At 66.9% G+C, this 16,972-nt stretch carries 15 protein-coding genes; 11 read left to right on the top strand and 4 right to left on the bottom strand.

The genetic code is table 11. The annotated features are described in order from the left end of the window. Positions 1–12 precede the first annotated feature (12 nt). Positions 13–1,830: a glutamine--fructose-6-phosphate transaminase (isomerizing) gene (glmS, locus tag O5K39_RS01815; RefSeq protein WP_271145603.1), complete on the top strand. Its 1,818-nt coding sequence runs from the start codon at positions 13–15 to the stop codon at positions 1,828–1,830. A 9-nt stretch (positions 1,831–1,839) separates the two neighbouring features. Here glmS and O5K39_RS01810 read toward each other — a convergent pair whose 3' ends face one another. After that, complete coding sequence (locus O5K39_RS01810; RefSeq protein ID WP_271145602.1) at positions 1,840–2,520, bottom strand: response regulator transcription factor; 681 nt, start codon at positions 2,518–2,520, stop codon at positions 1,840–1,842. Then, a complete protein-coding gene (locus tag O5K39_RS01805) occupies positions 2,517–4,469 on the bottom strand; it encodes an ATP-binding protein (RefSeq protein WP_271145601.1) in 1,953 nt (650 codons plus the stop codon). The genes O5K39_RS01810 and O5K39_RS01805 overlap by 4 nt, the downstream gene beginning before the upstream one ends. A gap of 217 nt (positions 4,470–4,686) precedes the next feature. Between O5K39_RS01805 and O5K39_RS01800 the strand changes: the two genes are divergently transcribed. Together O5K39_RS01800 and O5K39_RS01795 are read left to right on the top strand one after the other, a co-directional pair. Further along, positions 4,687–5,139 carry a peptidase S1 gene (locus tag O5K39_RS01800; protein WP_271145600.1) on the top strand — a complete coding sequence of 151 codons (453 nt, stop codon included), beginning with the start codon at positions 4,687–4,689 and terminating at the stop codon, positions 5,137–5,139. 610 nt (positions 5,140–5,749) lie between these two features. Beyond that, positions 5,750–6,988 (top strand): argininosuccinate synthase, encoded by a 1,239-nt coding sequence (locus O5K39_RS01795; RefSeq protein ID WP_271145599.1) that lies wholly within the window; start codon positions 5,750–5,752, stop codon positions 6,986–6,988. A 12-nt stretch (positions 6,989–7,000) separates the two neighbouring features. Here O5K39_RS01795 and pyrF read toward each other — a convergent pair whose 3' ends face one another. Further along, entirely contained in the window at positions 7,001–7,732 is a 732-nt protein-coding gene (pyrF, locus tag O5K39_RS01790; protein WP_271145598.1) for an orotidine-5'-phosphate decarboxylase, read from the bottom strand. Positions 7,733–7,816: 84 nt separating this feature from the next. Here pyrF and O5K39_RS01785 point away from each other — a divergent pair, with 84 nt between their 5' ends. Continuing rightward, a complete protein-coding gene (locus O5K39_RS01785) occupies positions 7,817–8,515 on the top strand; it encodes a MarC family protein (protein WP_271145597.1) in 699 nt (232 codons plus the stop codon). On the opposite strand, the gene O5K39_RS01780 is transcribed toward O5K39_RS01785, so the two are convergent. Further along, a complete protein-coding gene (locus tag O5K39_RS01780; protein ID WP_271145596.1) occupies positions 8,512–9,234 on the bottom strand; it encodes a TetR/AcrR family transcriptional regulator in 723 nt (240 codons plus the stop codon). The two genes, O5K39_RS01785 and O5K39_RS01780, sit on opposite strands and share 4 nt — an antisense overlap. Before the next feature lie 178 nt (positions 9,235–9,412). Between O5K39_RS01780 and O5K39_RS01775 the strand changes: the two genes are divergently transcribed. The 7 genes from O5K39_RS01775 to sucD all read left to right on the top strand — a co-directional run bounded on the left by O5K39_RS01775 (position 9,413) and on the right by sucD (position 16,824). After that, entirely contained in the window at positions 9,413–11,638 is a 2,226-nt protein-coding gene (locus O5K39_RS01775) for a TonB-dependent receptor (protein WP_271145595.1), read from the top strand. A 118-nt stretch (positions 11,639–11,756) separates the two neighbouring features. Continuing rightward, entirely contained in the window at positions 11,757–13,292 is a 1,536-nt protein-coding gene (locus O5K39_RS01770) for an MFS transporter (RefSeq protein ID WP_271145594.1), read from the top strand. A 119-nt stretch (positions 13,293–13,411) separates the two neighbouring features. Then, positions 13,412–14,602, top strand: a complete 1,191-nt coding sequence (gene sucC / locus O5K39_RS01765; protein ID WP_271145593.1) for an ADP-forming succinate--CoA ligase subunit beta — start codon at positions 13,412–13,414, stop codon at positions 14,600–14,602. A gap of 3 nt (positions 14,603–14,605) precedes the next feature. After that, entirely contained in the window at positions 14,606–15,190 is a 585-nt protein-coding gene (locus tag O5K39_RS01760) for a hypothetical protein (protein ID WP_271145592.1), read from the top strand. Positions 15,191–15,236: 46 nt separating this feature from the next. Further along, complete coding sequence (locus O5K39_RS01755) at positions 15,237–15,497, top strand: DUF6364 family protein (RefSeq protein WP_271145591.1); 261 nt, start codon at positions 15,237–15,239, stop codon at positions 15,495–15,497. Next, positions 15,481–15,903 (top strand): PIN domain-containing protein, encoded by a 423-nt coding sequence (locus tag O5K39_RS01750; protein ID WP_271145590.1) that lies wholly within the window; start codon positions 15,481–15,483, stop codon positions 15,901–15,903. The genes O5K39_RS01755 and O5K39_RS01750 overlap by 17 nt, the downstream gene beginning before the upstream one ends. A gap of 18 nt (positions 15,904–15,921) precedes the next feature. Beyond that, positions 15,922–16,824, top strand: coding sequence for a succinate--CoA ligase subunit alpha (gene sucD, locus O5K39_RS01745; RefSeq protein WP_271145589.1), 903 nt, complete (start codon positions 15,922–15,924; stop codon positions 16,822–16,824). The last annotated feature ends 148 nt before the right edge of the window (positions 16,825–16,972 follow it).

Genomic DNA, 16,972 nt, shown 5'->3' with positions numbered 1-16,972 from the left:
GGAGCAGAACTCATGTGCGGCATCATCGGCATCGTCGGTAAGTCCCCCGTCGCCGACCGCCTGGTCGAAAGCCTGAAACGGCTGGAGTACCGGGGCTACGACTCCGCCGGCATCGCCGCCAAGGTCGACGGTGTGCTCGAACGCCGCCGCGCGCCCGGCAAGCTGAAGGAACTGGAAAAAGTCCTCGCCGCCCAGCCGCTGGAGGCCACCACCGGCATCGGCCACACCCGCTGGGCCACCCACGGCGCCCCGACCGAGCGGAACGCCCACCCCCACATCGCCGGCCGCGTCGCCGTCGTCCACAACGGCATCATCGAGAATTTCGCCGAGCTGAAGGCCGAGCTGATCGCCGCCGGCCGCGTCTTCTCGTCCGACACCGACACCGAGGTGGTCGCCCACCTGCTGGACACCAACCTGAACACCGGCCTGGCCCCCCTCGCCGCCTTCAAGGCCACGCTCGACCGGCTCTCGGGTGCCTTTGCGCTGTGCGTCCTGATCGGCGGCGAGGACGAAGTGATCCTGGCGGCCCGGAACGGCCCGCCGCTCGCCGTCGGTCACGGCGACGGCGAGATGTTCATCGGCTCCGACGGACTGGCGCTGGGCCCCTTCACCAACAAGATCACCTATCTGGAGGACGGCGACTACGTCCTGCTCAGCCACGAGGGCGCCCGTATCTTCGACGCCACCGGCGAGGTCGCCCGCCCGGTCAAGACCGTGCCCGCCTCCGCTGCCCTCATGGAGAAGGGCAACTATCGCCACTTCATGGAAAAGGAGATCCACGACCAGCCCGAAGGCTGCCAACGAACGATTGCCGCCTATGTCGATGTCCTGAACGGCACCGCCTCCATCCCCGGCGACATCGACTGGCAAAATCTGGAGCGGATCCAGATCGTCGCCTGTGGCACTTCCTGGATCGCCGGCATGATCGGCCGTTATCTGATCGAGGCCCTGGCCGACCTGCCCGTGGACGTCGAGATCGCGTCCGAGTTCCGCTATCGCAACCCCAGCCTGCGCCCCAACGCCCTGGCCATCGCCATGAGCCAGTCGGGCGAGACCGCCGACACCCTGGCCGCCCTGCGTCACTGCAAGGCCGCCGGCATGAAGTCCGCCGTCGTCGTCAACGCTCCCGAATCGACCATGGCGCGCGAGGTGGATCACGTCTGGCCGATCCATTGCGGGCCCGAGATCGGCGTCGCCTCGACCAAGGCCTTCACCGCCCAGGTCAGCGTCATGATCGCCCTGGCCATCGCGGCCGCGCGTGCGCGGAACAAGATCGATGCGGCCGAGGAACAGCGCCTCGTCAAGGTCCTCTTGGGTGCCCCCCGCCTGATCGCCGAGGCCATCGGCCTGGAATCCGCCATCAAGGACGTCGCCGCCGAGATCGCCAAGGCTCGCGACGTCCTCTACCTCGGTCGCGGCCCCATGTCGGCGCTCGCGCTGGAGGGCGCGCTCAAGCTCAAGGAGATCAGCTATATCCATGCCGAGGGCTATGCCGCCGGCGAGCTGAAGCACGGCCCGATCGCTCTGGTCGACGAAGCCACCCCCGTCATCATCCTGGCCCCCTTCGACACCTGGTTCGAGAAGTCCGCCTCCAACATGAGCGAGGTGATGGCCCGGGGCGGTCAGGTCGTCTTCATCACCGACCCGGAGGGTGCCAAACACGCCCCCGCCGGCGCCAAGGTCGTCGTCACGGCTCCGGCGTGCGACCCCCTGATCTCCGCCCTGGTCATGTCCGCCCCGATCCAGCTCCTCGCCTACCACGTCGCCGTGGTGAAGGGCGCCGACGTCGACCAGCCGAGGAACCTGGCCAAGTCGGTGACGGTGGAATAGGGCTGAGCGTCAGCCTCGGGTCGTCGAACCGTCCCTGATGTCCAGCCGGCCTTGCCGGACCGCCTCATAGACGGCCTCTCCGCGCGAGTTGACCTCGAGTTTCCGGTAGATCGACTTGACGTGGTTGCCGACCGTCAGGGGCGATATGCCCAGGATACGCGCCGCCTCCTTGTAGCTGAGGCCACGCGCGAAGATGGTCAGGAGCTCGGTCTCTCGCGTGGTCAACGGCTCGGAGGGGTCCTCGCGTCGGCTCGGGGTCGGGGCTGCGCGCAACCGTTCCAGCAGATAGACCGCCGCCGCCGGGCTGATTGGTGCGCCGCCGTCGAGCGTGACCCGGATGCCGTCCAGGATCACCGTCGCCGGACTGTCCTTCAGCAGATAGCCGTCGGCCCCGGCCTTCATGGCCGCCACGACCGTATCCCGGTCGCCGAAGGCGGTGATGACCAGCGCTCTGCACCCCGTCGCCGCCTTGATGGCGGGAAGAACGTCCAGACCATTTCCATCCGGCAGGCCGATGTCGGTCAGCAACAGATCCGGCCGTCCCGCGATCAGCAAGGAGACCTCGGCGATCATCGATGCCGTCGCGCACAGCGCCAGATCGTCGGACGATCCGATGATCTCGCTGAAATGGTCCCGGATCGCCGGATCATCCTCGAGGATGGCGATCCGGCGCACGTCCGGGGCCGTCATGGCGCATCACCTAACGCAGGCAGGACCAGCTGGATGCGACCGCCCGGCGCGTCGCTGTCGATCGACAGGGCGGCGCCGATGACGGCCGCGCGGGTCCGCATGTTGGCCAGGCCTCGCCCGGCCGTTCCACCGGGGCGGATGCCCCCACCGTTATCTGCGATCATCAGCCGGACTGCGCCGTCGAGGCTCCGGTCCACATTGATCGTGATGCGATCGCCACCCGAGTGTTTGAGCGCATTGGTCACCGCCTCCTGAAGAATGCGGAACACCTGAAGCACGGCGCGGGGCGGATAGTCAGGCAGGGGCTGATCAATCCCGCTCGACCAGTCCAGGCCAAACCCCGCGACCTCCACCCGCGGCCTGATCCGCTCGTGGAACGTCGTGAGCGCCGACCCGAGCGATTCCCCCACGGAATCCATGGAATCGATCATCAGCCGCATCTCGTCGATCACCGCCTGAAGGCCCTCCGCCATCCGCTCGGGATCGGCCTTGCCCCGACGTGCGGACAGGAGAAGCCCCATCAACTGACTGCCCAGACCGTCGTGCATGTCGCGCATGATACGGCGACGCTCCTCGTCATGGGCCTGGTCACGGACCCGCTCACGTTCGCGGGCGTGGGCCGCCTCCAGTTCGGTCTCGCGCGCGGTCAGCCGCTCCGACAGCATCGCGTTCAGGGTCACCGACGACTGGAACAGGGTGAAGTTCCGCTGGAGAAAGGCGGCCACCAGGGCCAGCAGCAGGATGGGGGCCGCGTCCTTGAGGTAGCCGCCGCTGTTCAGGCCGAACCCGTCGCCGGCTGCGTCCAGAACGGCGCAGACCGCGCAGACCGACAGCAGGGCGGCTTCCAGCCGCCGCGGCTCGGCGTGTCGGACGAAATGCCAGACCAGCCGCCCCACGACCGCCACGCCCAGGGCCAGGGTGAACCAGGTCCAGACGGTCGCCGGCACGTCATAGCCCTGCGGCATGGGCTGCGTCCGCAGCCAAAGGACAACCCCGCCGGTGAAGACCAGCCAGGCCGCGGCCGTTGCCGCCTGAATCCCCCGGATCGGCTTTCCGGTCCAGGCGTCGATGAAGCCGAGCAGCGCCGCTGACACCAGGCTGTTGACGGCGAAGAAGGCGATCATCCGTCCCATCCCGCCGAACGGCGGATCCAGCACGAGGGAATAGGCGGCCAGTCCCGACCAGCTCCAGCACAGCACCATCAGCCAGAAGGCGAAGTGCCTGTCCTGTGCCCGCCAAAGCAGCAAGGCGGCGAACAGGCCCAGCAGGAAGGTCGTCCAGCCGGAGATCAACACCCGGTCGGTGAACTGCCACATCCGTTGCGCCGCCCAGGGCGACACCTGTTCCCACGGCCCCAGGACCGGTGGCACCAGGTCCGTATAGGGGAAACCCTGCCGGACGGTGATGAACACGATCTCGTTCGAACCCGCACGCACCAGACCGGACGGCAGCCGGATCAGATGCGGTCGCTGGCCGTCAAAGGTCTGGCTGCCGAACGCCATCCGACCCTGCGACAGGACGATCGAGCCGTTGACCATGACCATGAGGTTGTCGACCTGCTGGTATGTGACCATGCCGAGCCCCTCGGGCGGAACGGCGGGCAGATCGAACGTGAGCCTGAGCGCCAGATAGCTGGGATCGCAGCAATCCGTGAGCGGCAGTTCGGCGTCGGCGAAGGCGGCGGTCAAAGCGGCCTTGGGAGTCGGCTCGGCCAGCTCCGCCAGTTGCGTCCGGACAAAGGCGATCCGGTCGACCTCTGCGGTCCGTGGTGAAGAGAGCAGAAGCGGCTGAACAACGCCCCAGTACGCCGCCTGCACCGCGACGACGACCAGGAGAAAGGCCAGCACACCTCGCCACCGGGCGGACAGGGCGGGCACCAGGGTCACCAGGGTGGCGTCCAGCCGGGGCGGACGGACGCCGCCCGAATGCGTATCGCCCTGAATCGTCATGCCGCCCCGTCTTCTCCGCCGGACCCCGGATCGGTCCGCCCTTCAGCATGTTCGCCGCGGCAAAGCTTGCAAGGCGAATCTTCCGGACACCTAGCCGAAGAGACGCCGGGCGCGACCACCATACCTATGGTGCTCGTCAACAAGCTGTGCCGTGGGGATGATGTCGACATCGGACGTATGCGACATCGCCTGGATCGTCCGCTTAGGGACCAAGACCATGAAGATGTTTGCTTCCGCCACGATGGTGGCTCTGATGCTGGCCGGTGCCGCGACGGCCCAGGACGCCAGTTTGAACGCGACCTACGGCGAGATTTCGCTGCGCGCCGGCTTCACCCCCGACCCCTATGCCGTCTCCGTCACGGCGGGCGGCAGCGTGAACGGGGGTGCCCTGCCCGGTGCCTGCACCGGCATGATCTCCAATGCGCCCGACTTCGAGGTGACCTATTCCGCCGGGTCTCTGCCGCTCGTGTTCCGGACCCTGTCCGGCACCGACACCACCCTGATCATCAACGGCCCGGACGGCCGCTGGTACTGCGACGACGACAGCTACGGCGACGGCGACGCCATGGTCCGCTTCAGCCGCCCCCAGAGCGGCACCTACGACGTCTGGGTCGGCGTCTTCGGCGGCAACTCGGCCAGCGCCACGCTTCAGATCACCGAGACGCCCTGAAGCGGCTAGGGCGCGTGCAGGGGCCGAGGCGGAGGGCTTTGGCCGACTCCTCCCGGACATCCGGCCCCTGCCGCCACCCGACGGCTAAAGCAACGCCCGGGAGCAGCGCCCAGTCGAGCACGCCATAGCGGCACCAACGGCCGCTCCGGGCAGAAAATTGTCTTTTTTCTCGCCCACCACAAACACCCCTTTTCGCCCCCAAACCCCCGTCCCGCCTACACGCAGTTCGTCGCTCGAAGGCTTCGATCTAGCATGCGTCCAGACCGTAGTAGGATGCGGTCGCTCGATGGATCGAGGGGGTATTTCAAGCATAACACCGAACGGTCCGGACTCTTCGGACTCTTCGGACTCTTCGGACTCTATTTTCGGAGCCCGGACAGTCCAGCGGGACCGACCGCCGACCCGGATTTCAGCCTGTTCAGACTATTCAGACCTCGTTTTTGATCCACCGCCGGCCCCGGCGCACCCCTTATCCCTCGCGTTTCAGACCATTCAGACTTTTCAGACCCTGCTTTTCCCACCCACCCCTTTGACCCACAGGTCTTGCATCCGCCGCCTTCACGCCGTTTAAGCGCGCGCAACCGCCTCCCCGCGATCAAGGGTCTCTTCCATGTCCAAAGCCTCGTCCGCCCCCGTCAAGAAGGTCGTCCTCGCCTATTCGGGCGGGCTCGACACCTCGATCATCCTGAAGTGGCTGCAGACCGAGTATAATGCCGAGGTGGTGACCTTCACCGCCGACCTGGGCCAGGGCGAGGAGCTGGGGCCGGCGCGGGAGAAGGCGCTGAAGATGGGGATCAAGCCCGAGAACATCTTCATCGACGACCTGCGCGAGGAGTTCGTGCGCGACTTCGTCTTCCCGATGTTCCGCGCCAACACCGTCTATGAGGGCCAGTATCTGCTGGGCACCTCGATCGCCCGCCCGCTGATCGCCAAGCGCCAGATCGAGATCGCCCGCATGGTCGGCGCCGACGCCGTCTGTCACGGCGCGACCGGCAAGGGCAATGACCAGGTCCGGTTCGAGATCGGCTATTATGCGCTGGAGCCCGACATCCGCGTCATCGCCCCATGGCGCGAATGGGAATACCGCTCCAGAGAGGCCCTGCTGGACTTCGCCGAGAAGAACCAGATCCCCATCGCCAAGGACAAGCGCGGCGAGGCCCCCTTCAGCGTCGACGCGAACCTGTTGCACTCCTCGTCCGAGGGCAAGGTGCTGGAAGACCCCGCCGTCGAGGCCCCCGAGTTCGTCCACCAGCGCACGATCAGCCCTGAGGACGCGCCCGACAAGGCCCACGTCTTCACCATGACCTTCGAGAAGGGCGACCCCGTCGCCATCGACGGCGTGGCCATGTCGCCCGCCACCATCCTGACCAAGCTCAACGAACTGGGCCATGCCAACGGCGTCGGCCGTCTCGACCTGGTCGAGAACCGCTACGTCGGGATGAAGTCGCGCGGCGTCTACGAGACCCCCGGCGGGACCATCCTGCTGGCCGCGCACCGGGGCATCGAATCCATCACCCTGGACGGCGGGTCCATGCACCTGAAGGACCAGCTGATGCCCAAATATGCAGAGCTGATCTACAACGGCTTCTGGTTCGCGCCTGAGCGCCTGATGCTTCAGCAAGCCATTGATTATTCACAACAAAAAGTGTCCGGTACGGTCACGGTCAAGCTCTACAAGGGCAATGTGGGCATCATCGGCCGCGAGAGCTCCTACAGCCTCTACGACCAGGACCTGGTCACCTTCGAGGAAGGCGTCCAGGCCTATGACCACAACGACGCCGCCGGCTTCATCAAGCTGAACGCGCTCCGCCTGCGCGTCCTGGCCAAGCGCGACGCGCGCCAGGCCTGATCGGGGAGGGGGCTAGACCAGCGCCATCTGCCCGGCGATGGCCAGGGCGGCCGCCCTCGGGTCCGTCGCCGCGCTGATCGGGCGGCCGATGACCAGGTGGGTGGCCCCGTCCCTCAGGGCCTGTTCCGGGGTCGCGGCCCGGGCCTGATCGTCCAGGGCGGCTCCGGCGGGCCTGACCCCCGGCGTCACGATCAGGAAGTCGTCGCGGCCGCTGGCCCGGGCGATCTCGCGCACCCGGGCGGCCTCGTGGGGGCTGGAGACCACGCCGTCGATCCCGGCCTCCAGCGCCTGGCGGACCCGGTGCTCGACCAGCAGGGCCGGGGACAGGCTGTGGTCGTCGGCGATCAGGTCGTCTGCGTCCAGGCTGGTCAGGACCGTGACCCCCAGCACCTTGAGCCCCGACCCGGCCACCCCCCGCGCCGCCGCCGCCATGACCTGGGGCCGGGCGTGGACCGTCAGCAGGTCGCACCCCGCCTCGGCCAGCACCGCCGCCGCCTTCTCCACCGTCGCCCCGATGTCGTGCAGCTTCCAGTCCAGGAAGATGCGGTGCCCCCCGGCCTTGAGCTCCCGCGCCAGGCCCATCCCGTCCGAGGCGAACAGCTGCAGCCCGATCTTGTAGAAGCCCACGGCGTCCCACGTCGCCTCCACCAGGGCCCGTGCCTCGGCCACCGTCGGCAGGTCCAGGGCGCAGATCAGGCGGGGATCGGGCGGCCGGTTGGGACGGACTTCGGCGGCAGGGGTCATCGACGGACTCGCGCGGAGCGGCTAAGCGTTGCGCTCTGAGACGTCGCGCTAGGGCCGGCGTGGGACTGGGGCTGAGGACACGGCATGGACGCGCTCGATCTGGGGGTCAACCTGTTCGTGGCCCTGTTCGCCCTGCTGGACCCCATCGGCAACATCCCTATCTTCGCCGCCGCCACGGCCGGGGCGACGATGCGCCAGAGGCTGTCGGTCTCGGCCCTGATCTGCCTATTCATCGCGGCCTTCCTGGCCTTCTTCTTCTTCACCGGCCTGGGGCTGCTCCAGTTCTTCGGCATCTCGCTGGCGGCCTTCCGGATCGCGGGGGGCATCCTCCTGCTGCTGCTGGGCCTCGACATGACCCGCGAGGACTTCCTGACCATGTTCGCCGACGCGGACGCCCAGGCCGACGCCAAGGACGTGCGGGGCTATGCCCGGCGGCGGTTCAAGCGGCTGATCGTGCCCTTCGCCATGCCCCTGCTGATCGGGCCTGGGGCCATCTCGACCATCATCATCCAGGCGGGCGAGGCGACCAAACTGGGTGCGACAGGCACTGTCGCCGGCGTGATCGCCATCGGCGCCGCCAGCCTGGCCACCTTCGTGGTCTTCACCCTGACCGGGCCGATCAGCCGCCTTATCGGCGAGGTCGGGATGGCGATCGTGGTGCGGGTGCTGGGCCTGATCCTGTGCGCCCTTGCGATCCAGTTCATCCTGGCGGGCCTGGGCGAAGCGATCCCGGGCATGTTCTCGGGCGCGGTGACCTCGCCCTATCCCTCAGGCGGGCACTAGACGGTGTCCGGTTCCCCGCAGACCGCCCGGAACCCTGCCGCCGCGAACCGGACCATATAGGCGCAGGCGCTCTCCAGGTCGCCTGACCGGGCCAGCCCGCCCGACAGCCGGTCCAGCCGCCCGGTCTCGCCCAGGGTCAGGGTCAGGGCACCCGACAGGTTGTGATAGCCCCAGTACAGATCGACCTCCCGCGCCCACGGCATGACCCGGGCGATCAGCTCGATCAGCCGATGGATGGCCGGGTCGAAATAGCGGGCCATGGTCTCGCCCCCGAAGGCGGGGTTGGCGTTGGTCTGAGCCACCAGGGCGGCATAGTGTTTCCAGCCCGGCCCGCCCTTGAGCGACCACTCGAAGGGCGGCCGCAGAAAGGCCTCGAGCAGGCCTTCGAGCGTCATCGCCTCGCCCATCTCGGCGGCATAGCGGTTGATGGCGTCGACCCGGTCGGTGTTCCAGACCTCGGCCCGCCTCAGGAAGACCGCGTCGAACAGGCCCCGCTTGGCCCCGAAATAATAGTGGACCAGGGCGGTATCGACGCCGGCCTCGCGCGCCACCTCGCGGATGGTGACACCATAGAAGCCATGCTTGGAGAACAGGTCTTCGGCCGCATCCAGGATCATCTCGCGGGTGTCGGGCGTCGCCCCCGGCGCGGCCTTTGGCGGGCGTCCGCGTCGGGCCGGGGCAGGCGCGGGGTTCGGGTGTGTAGCGTCCGACTTGGTCATCCGGTCACGCTAGTCTCGCATCCGCCCCCTGTGCAACGGCGCCACAGAGGCGGACCGATGGCTGCGCAGACAAGCGGGGCCGTTTGACACCGCGCTCAAACGAGGTCAGTTTCAGGAAAATCATCGAACGCTGAATAAAAGCGTCGTGGCTGGAAACAACAGGAACGGAAAGACCCACATGAAACGATTCATGAAGAGCGCGCTGCTGGCCGGCGCGGCGATGGCTGCCATTTCGTCGGGTGCCTATGCCCAGGATGCCGTGCCCCAGGATGACGCCGCTTCGCTGGACGACGTCGTCGTCACCGCGCGCCGCCGCGACGAACAGCTGAAGGATGTCCCGGTCGCCGTCTCGGCCCTGAGCGAGGAGCGCCTGGAACAGACGGGCGCCGCCGACATCACCGCCCTGCAGCAACAGACCCCGAACGCCACGGTCCAGGTCGCGCGCGGCTCCAACTCGACCCTGATCTCCTTCATCCGTGGCGTCGGCCAGCAGGATCCGCTCTGGGGCTTCGAGCCCGGCGTCGGCCTCTATGTCGATGACGTCTATGTCGCCCGCCCCCAGGGCGCGGTGCTCGACATCTATGACGTGGCCCGTATCGAGGTTCTGCGTGGCCCGCAGGGATCGCTGTACGGCCGCAACACGGTCGGCGGCGCCATCAAATATGTGACCTCGAAACTCTCGACCGACCCGTCGCTGACCCTGCGCGGGACCGTCGGTTCCTACAGCCAGGTCGACGGCATGATCGCCGGCTCGGTCCCGATCACCGACCAGCTGCGCATCGGCGGCGCCATCGCCAGCTACAACCGCGACGGCTTCGGCAAGAACCTGAACACCGGCGCGGAACACTATAACAAGGACGTCCTGGGCGGCCGGATCAGCGTCGAGTACCAGCCCTATGACAACGCCTTCTTCCGCCTGGCCTACGACCGGGTCGAGGACAACTCCAACCCCCGCCACGGCCACCGCGAAGTCGCCGGCGTCACCGCCGGTTCGGGTATCCCGGGCAGTGTCTATGACACCCGCGCCGGTATTGGCGACACCAATGAGGTCACGACCGAGGGCGTCTCCCTGACGGCCGAGATCAACCTGTCGGACATCTGGACCTTCAAGTCGATCACCGCCTATCGCAGCGGCGATACCAACACTGTCATCGATTTCGACAACACGCCACAGCCGACCCTCGACATCCCGGCCATCTATGGTGACCACCAGTTCACCCAGGAGTTCCAGTTCCTGTTCGAGACCGACCGGATCCAGGGCGTCGCCGGCCTGTACTACCTGAACGGCACCGCCTCGGGGGCCTTCGACACCATCGCCGGGGCCCTGGGCATCGTCATCGGCACGGCCGGCTATGTCGATACCGAGAGCGTCGCCCTGTTCACCGACGTCAACTTCGACCTGACCGAGCGCCTGCACCTGGGTATCGGCGCCCGCTACACCAGCGACAGCAAGACAGGCGACGTGTTCCGCGCCAACTATCTGACGGCGGCTCGCAGCCCGCTGCTGGGCGGCACGCCGCGCGCCACCCTGGGCGCGGCCCGGACCGACTACACCAACTCCAAGAGCTTCGACGACTTCTCGCCACGCGTGGCCCTGTCGTATGACTTCTCGGACGCCGTCACCGGCTATGTGTCCTGGTCCAGCGGCTTCAAGTCGGGTGGTTTCGACATGCGCGGCGACGCCATTTCGACGCCCCAGACCGTCAACGGCTACAACCCCGAAACCGTTGACTCCTACGAAGCCGGTCTGAAGGGTTCGCTGTTCGACCGCCGCCTGTCGTTCTCGTCCGCCGTCTTCTACAACGAGTATTCGGACCAGCAGGTCACCACCCAGGTTCCAATCCTGAACGCATCGGGCGTCGCCACCGGCATCGCCTCCTTCGTCGACAACGTCGGGTCCTCGACCATCTACGGCGCCGAGTTCGAGGGCGCGGCCTATCTGTCGGACAGCCTGACGGCCAACTTCGCCATCGGTTACCTGAAGGCCGAGTTCGACGAGTTCAATCGCTTCAACCTGACCACCCGCCTGTTTGAGAACATCGCCGATCAGGTCGTGCTCCAGAACGCGCCGGAATGGACCGGCTATTTCGGCCTGACCTGGACCGGCCAGGTGTTCGGCGGCGGCCTGGCCGTCACGCCTTCGGTCAGCTACCGCGACGACTACAGCCAGTTCGAGTTCCCCAACCCGATCCTGGACCAGTCGGCCTTCAGCCTGGTCGATCTGACCGTGATCTGGACCGATCCGTCGGACCGGTGGACCGTGGGCCTGTACGGCCGGAACCTGACGGACGAGGAATACAGGGTCGGCGCCTACAACTTCGCAGGCGCGACCTTCGACAACTCGCTGATCGGCTACTACGGCCCGCCGCGCACCTTCTCGGCATCGCTGCAGTACAAGTTCTAGAAACAGACGACAGTTTGCGGATCGGGGCGGCGGTGAGGACCGCCGCCCTTTTTCGTTGCGACGACAGGCGGGGCGGCTAGGGTCGCTCCCAACAACAAGAACGCCCCGAGGAAACCGCATGACCGACGCCACGAGCCCGACCGCGCGTATCGAGAAGCCGGGCTATCGCTTCTATGTGCTGGCGATCCTGATCTTCGTCTACATGCTGAACTTTCTGGATCGCCAGATCATCGGCATCCTGGCCGCGCCGCTGAAGGCGCATTTCGGCATGTCGGACAGCCAGTTCGGCCTTCTGGGCGGCATCGCCTTTGCCTCGGTCTATTCGACCCTCGGGATTCCCCTTGCGTGGCTGGCCGACCGGTTCAGTCGCGTGTGGATCATGACTGGTGCCCTGACGGTCTGGTCGGCCTTCACCGTGCTTTGCGGCATGGCCGGCTCCTTCACCCAGCTGTTCCTCTTCCGGATGGGTGTCGGCGTGGGAGAGGCGGGCGGCGTCGCTCCCGCCTATTCCCTCGTCGCTGACTATTTCCCGCCGCACCAGAGGGCGCGCGCGCTCGCCGCCTTCGCCTTCGGCATTCCGCTCGGGACGGCCGCTGGAACCCTGGTCGGCGGCCTTCTCGCGGCCCGTTACGGCTGGCAGACCGCCTTTATCGTCGTGGGTCTGCTGGGCCTGCTGGTCGCGCCCGTGCTGCGCCTGACCGTCCGTGACCCGAAACGCGGCGGGACTGATGCCGCGAAGGCGACGGTCGCCCCGGTGGCTCCTGTCACGGCCGAGGCCCAGGCCATCATCGATCAGGCGGCGCAGGGCCCCGGGCGGGCCGCCGCCTTCATCATGCTGGGTCTGGGGGTTGCCTGTCTGATCGGCGCGGCGCTCGGCGCGACCGGCGTGGCGCTGGCGGGCAAGACGATGCTGTTCGTCTTCGCGGCCATTCTCGCCCTCGTGATCGGTGCCTCGCTCTATATCGCCCGCGCCACGGCTTCGGTCGTCATCCCCAAGCCGAGCTTCTGGCTGCTGGCTCTCGGCGCGGCGGCGTCTTCGGTGTGTGGTTATGGCGTGGCGGGCTGGCTGCCGCTGTTCTTCATGCGCAGCTTCGGCCTGACCCTGGCCCAGACCAGCTGGTACTATTCCGGCATCGCCCTGATCGGCGGTCTGGTCGGCATCTGGGGTGGCGGCATGATCGCGGACAGGCTGGCGAAACGCGGCAAGGGTGCCTATCCGCTCGTGCCCGCCGTCGCCTTCCTGATCTCGGCCCCGTGTTTCATTCTCGCGATGAACTCGACCTGGCTGATCGGTCTGTTCGTACCCGGCGAGGCGGTGCTGAACTCGCCCCTGGCCCTGACCCTGGCCTTCCTGATTTTCCTGATCCCCACGGGACTGAACCTGGCCTGGCTGGGGCCGATCACCGCATCGATCCAGCATCTGGTCCCTGCGCCCATGCGTTCCACCGCCTCGGCCCTGTTCCTGCTGATCAACAACCTGCTGGGGATCGCCGTCGGCTTCTTCTATTTCGGCTGGATGAGCGATCTGCTGGCCCCCACCTTCGGGGAGGAAAGCCTGCGCTGGGCGATCTACACCGGCATGGGCTTCTATCTTCTGGCGTCGGTTCTCCTGTTCGGGGCATCAAGAACGCTGAAACGCGACTGGGTAGATTAAGGTGCCCAGCCTCGGTGCGATATCGCTCCGGGGCTGTTGCACCTGCGAAGGAGCCGCGCCTATAAGCGCGACCAAATCTTCCCCAAGGGCCATTCTTCCCTAAGAGATCGCGGGCGCACATGAACATTCACGAATACCAGGCCAAGCAGGTCCTCAAGAGCTTCGGCGCCCCGGTGGCCGAAGGCGTCGCGGTCACCTCGGTCGATCAGGTCGAGGCCGCGGCCAAGTCCCTGCCCGGTCCGCTGTATGTCGTGAAATCCCAGATCCACGCCGGCGGGCGCGGCAAGGGCAAGTTCAAGGAACTGCCGGCCGATGCCAAGGGCGGCGTCCGCCTGGCCTTCTCGGTCGAGGAAGCGGTCAAGCACGCCGGCGAGATGCTGGGCAACACCCTGGTCACCGCCCAGACGGGCGAGGCCGGCAAACAGGTCAACCGCCTGTACATCGAGGACGGTGCCGACATCGAGCGCGAGCTGTACTGTTCGCTGCTGGTCGACCGTGCGCACGGCCGTATCGCCTATGTCGTCTCGACCGAGGGCGGTATGGACATTGAGGCCGTGGCCCACGACACGCCCGAGAAGATCGTCACCATCGTCATCGACCCGCAGACGGGCGTGACCGAGGCCGACGTGGCCACGATCAACGCGGCCTATGGGTTGACCGGCGACGCGGCGGAAGACGGCAAGTCGCTGTTCCCGATCCTGTACAAGGCCTTCGTCGAGAAGGACATGGCGATGCTGGAGGTGAACCCCCTCATCGTGATGAAGGACGGCCATCTGCGCGTCCTGGACGCCAAGGTCAGCTTTGACGGCAACGCCCTGTTCCGCCACGACGACATGAAGGCCCTGCGCGACGAAACCGAGGAAGACGCCAAGGAGATCGAGGCGTCGGAGTGGGATCTGGCTTACGTCGCGCTCGACGGCAACATCGGCTGCATGGTCAACGGCGCCGGCCTGGCCATGGCGACGATGGACATCATCAAGCTGTACGGCAAGGAACCCGCCAACTTCTGCGACGTCGGCGGCGGTGCCGGCAAGGAGAAGGTCGCGGCGGCCTTCAAGATCATCACCGCCGACCCCGCCGTCCAGGGCATTCTGGTCAACATCTTCGGCGGCATCATGAAGTGCGACGTCATCGCCGAGGGCGTGGTGGCGGCCGTGAAGGAAGTGGGCCTGAAGGTGCCGCTGGTCGTCCGCCTCGAAGGCACCAACGCCGAACTGGGCAAGAGAATCCTGAACGAGAGCGGCCTCACCATCCAGGCCGCCGACGACCTCGATGACGCCGCCCAGAAGATCGTCGCGGCGGTCGGCTAAATCATGAGAGGCTTTCGCGGCCTTGTGACGGCGGCGCTGCTTGCAGCGTCGCCGTTTCTCGTTGCGGCCCAGGCCGCGCCGGCCCCCGCTCCCACCGACGTAATCGCCACCCTCAACACCGTCTGCGTCGCGGCCGGAGGCGATCCGGCGAGGGCTGCGGCCCTGGCGGCCGAGGCGGGGTATTCGCCGGTGCCGGAGACCATGGTGCCGCGCCTGCGCAATGCGTCTGAACGCGCCGGCTTCATGCGATCGAACGCGACCGACATCACCTTCGTGATGACCGGCCGGATGACGCGTCGGGTCGGGCGCGACACGGTGGTCATGGATTTCTGCGGCGTCAGCGCCCGGCCCACCGACCACCGGGCCCTCGATGCGACGCTGCAGCGGATGATGGGCTTCGCCCCCGTACGGGCCGCGGGTCTGGAGGCCTATGCCTGGCTGCAGACGCCCGAGGGCCGCGCGCCGAGCCGCAGCCTGTCGGACGCCCAGTTCGTCGCCATGGCTGGGACCGGACAGATGCGGCTGGTGGCCCTGGATCGTTCGGGGCCGGGTTCAACCCTGATCTATTTCCGGCCTCGCCTCGACTAGATCGACAACACAGGCTATGTGCTACACATAACCCGTGTAGCGCAGCATGACCCGCAATCTGACCCTCGCCATCGACGACGACCTGCTCGACAAGGTGCGGGTGCTGGCGGCCATGAAGCGGACCAGCGTCAACGAGATGGTGCGCGGCTTTCTGGCCCGACTGGTCGAGCAGGAAAGCGAACACGACGAGGCGACCGAAGCGCTATTGAAGCTGGCCCGCGAGAGCAAGGGCCGGATGGGCGACTGGCGGCCGGGCAGCCGTGACGAGATCTACAGCGGGGAACCTCGGTTTGATCGCGAGTACTGAGGTCTTTCTCGACACCAATGTGCTGATCTACGCCGCGCTCGGCTCCGTCGATGAGCCGGTCAAGTACGAGCGTGCGGTCGAACTCCTGACGACGCGATTCGGCACGTCGGGTCAGGTCCTCGCGGAATTCTACGTCAACGCCCAGCGCAAGGGCTCCGTCCCTCTCACGGCCGACGAGGCACAGGAGTGGGTTCTGCGCCTGTCCAAGAAGGCCTTCCAGCCGGTTGACTTCAAGATCATCCGGGCCGGCATCGACCACGCTCGCCGGTATCACCTGTCCTACTGGGACGGGGCCATCATCGCAGCGGCCGAACGCCTGGGCGCCAAGGTGCTCTATTCCGAAGACCTCAATCACGGGCAGACCTACGGGTCGGTCCGCGTCGAAAATCCCTTCCTCTCCGCCTGAACAAAGAAGCGAACCGCCATGTCCATTCTCGTCGACAAGAACACCAAGATCATCGTCCAGGGCCTGACCGGCAAGACGGGCGGCTTCCACACCGAACAGGCGCTGGCCTATCACGGCACCCAGATGGTCGCGGGCGTGCACCCGACCAAGGGCGGCACCAACTGGACCGGCTCGCACGGCGAGAGCCTGCCGATCTACGCCTCGGTCGCCGAGGCCAAGGAGGCCACGGGCGCCGATGCCAGTGTGATCTACGTCCCGCCGTCGGGGGCCGCCGCCGCCATCATCGAGGCGATCGACGCCGAGATCCCCTTCATCACCTGCATCACCGAGGGCATCCCGGTGCTGGACATGGTCAAGGTCAAGCGTCACCTCGAAGGCTCCAAGTCGCGCCTGCTGGGCCCCAACTGCCCCGGCATCCTGACCCCCGACGAATGCAAGATCGGCATCATGCCGGGCTCCATCTTCAAGAAGGGCTCGGTCGGCATCCTGTCGCGCTCCGGCACCCTGACCTATGAGGCGGTGTTCCAGACGACCAACGAGGGCCTGGGCCAGACCACGGCGGTCGGCATCGGCGGCGACCCGGTCAAGGGCACCGAATTCATCGACGTGCTGGAACTGTTCCTGGCCGACCCGGAGACGACCTCGATCATCATGATCGGCGAAATCGGCGGCGGCGCGGAAGAAGACGCCGCCCAGTTCCTGATCGACGAGGCCAAGAAGGGTCGCAAGAAGCCGATGGCCGGCTTCATCGCGGGCCGTACGGCACCCAAGGGCCGCACCATGGGCCACGCCGGCGCCGTGGTCTCGGGTGGCAAGGGCGATGCGGAATCCAAGATCGCCGCCATGCAGGCCGCCGGCATCCGCATGTCGGAATCGCCCGCGCGCCTGGGCAAGACGCTGGTCGAAGTGCTCAAGGGCTAGGCAGCCCTTGAGCGTCGCGCCTCTGGCGCGAGGCGCGAGGCGCGAGGCGCTAGCGCTAGCGACGCGGTCGCTCGCTGCTTGAGCGCCACCTTGTTTGGACAGGTTTCGACAGGCTCGCTTCGGCGGGCCTGTCGTCATTGTGGGCTCC

It is taken from the genome of Brevundimonas sp. NIBR10 (assembly GCF_027912515.1).
GTDB lineage: Bacteria > Pseudomonadota > Alphaproteobacteria > Caulobacterales > Caulobacteraceae > Brevundimonas.
This window is presented reverse-complemented; position numbering and strand designations above follow the sequence as displayed.